Source organism: Lactiplantibacillus sp. B652, from assembly GCF_023806745.1.
Taxonomy (GTDB): domain Bacteria; phylum Bacillota; class Bacilli; order Lactobacillales; family Lactobacillaceae; genus Lactiplantibacillus; species Lactiplantibacillus pentosus.
In genome coordinates, this window is sequence record NZ_JAMSKY010000087.1 from 1 (window position 1) to 301 (window position 301).

The following is a 301-nucleotide window of genomic DNA, read 5'->3' on the forward strand; positions in this document are numbered from 1 at the left end:
CTGGTGACCAGGTTAATCGTAAGTGATTGGTAATTAAAGTCGCTAATGCTGCCGTCAGCATCGAACGACGACCGCAATTCCGCCTTTTGCGATCTGCATCTTGCTGAGCTAATTCTGAATCATAAGGTTTAACCCGGTCCAACTCATAGCTAATCGTAGCTTTGGCGACGCCTTAGGCGTCAGTCATTACTTGGTAAGATTTATTCCCCTCATTGACCAGTTGTGCTAGTGCGCCACGTTGAAAACGTGATAAAGTAGATGTACCCAAAGTAATCACTCCCTATATTGGTTGGAATTAGCT

1 pseudogene is annotated in these 301 nt (G+C 44.9%); it reads right to left on the reverse strand.

Annotated features, from left to right (window positions below):
* A pseudogene (locus MZO40_RS17115) lies at positions 1 to 268 on the reverse strand (IS30 family transposase); the annotation flags it as partial.
* Positions 269 to 301: the final 33 nt, after the last annotated feature.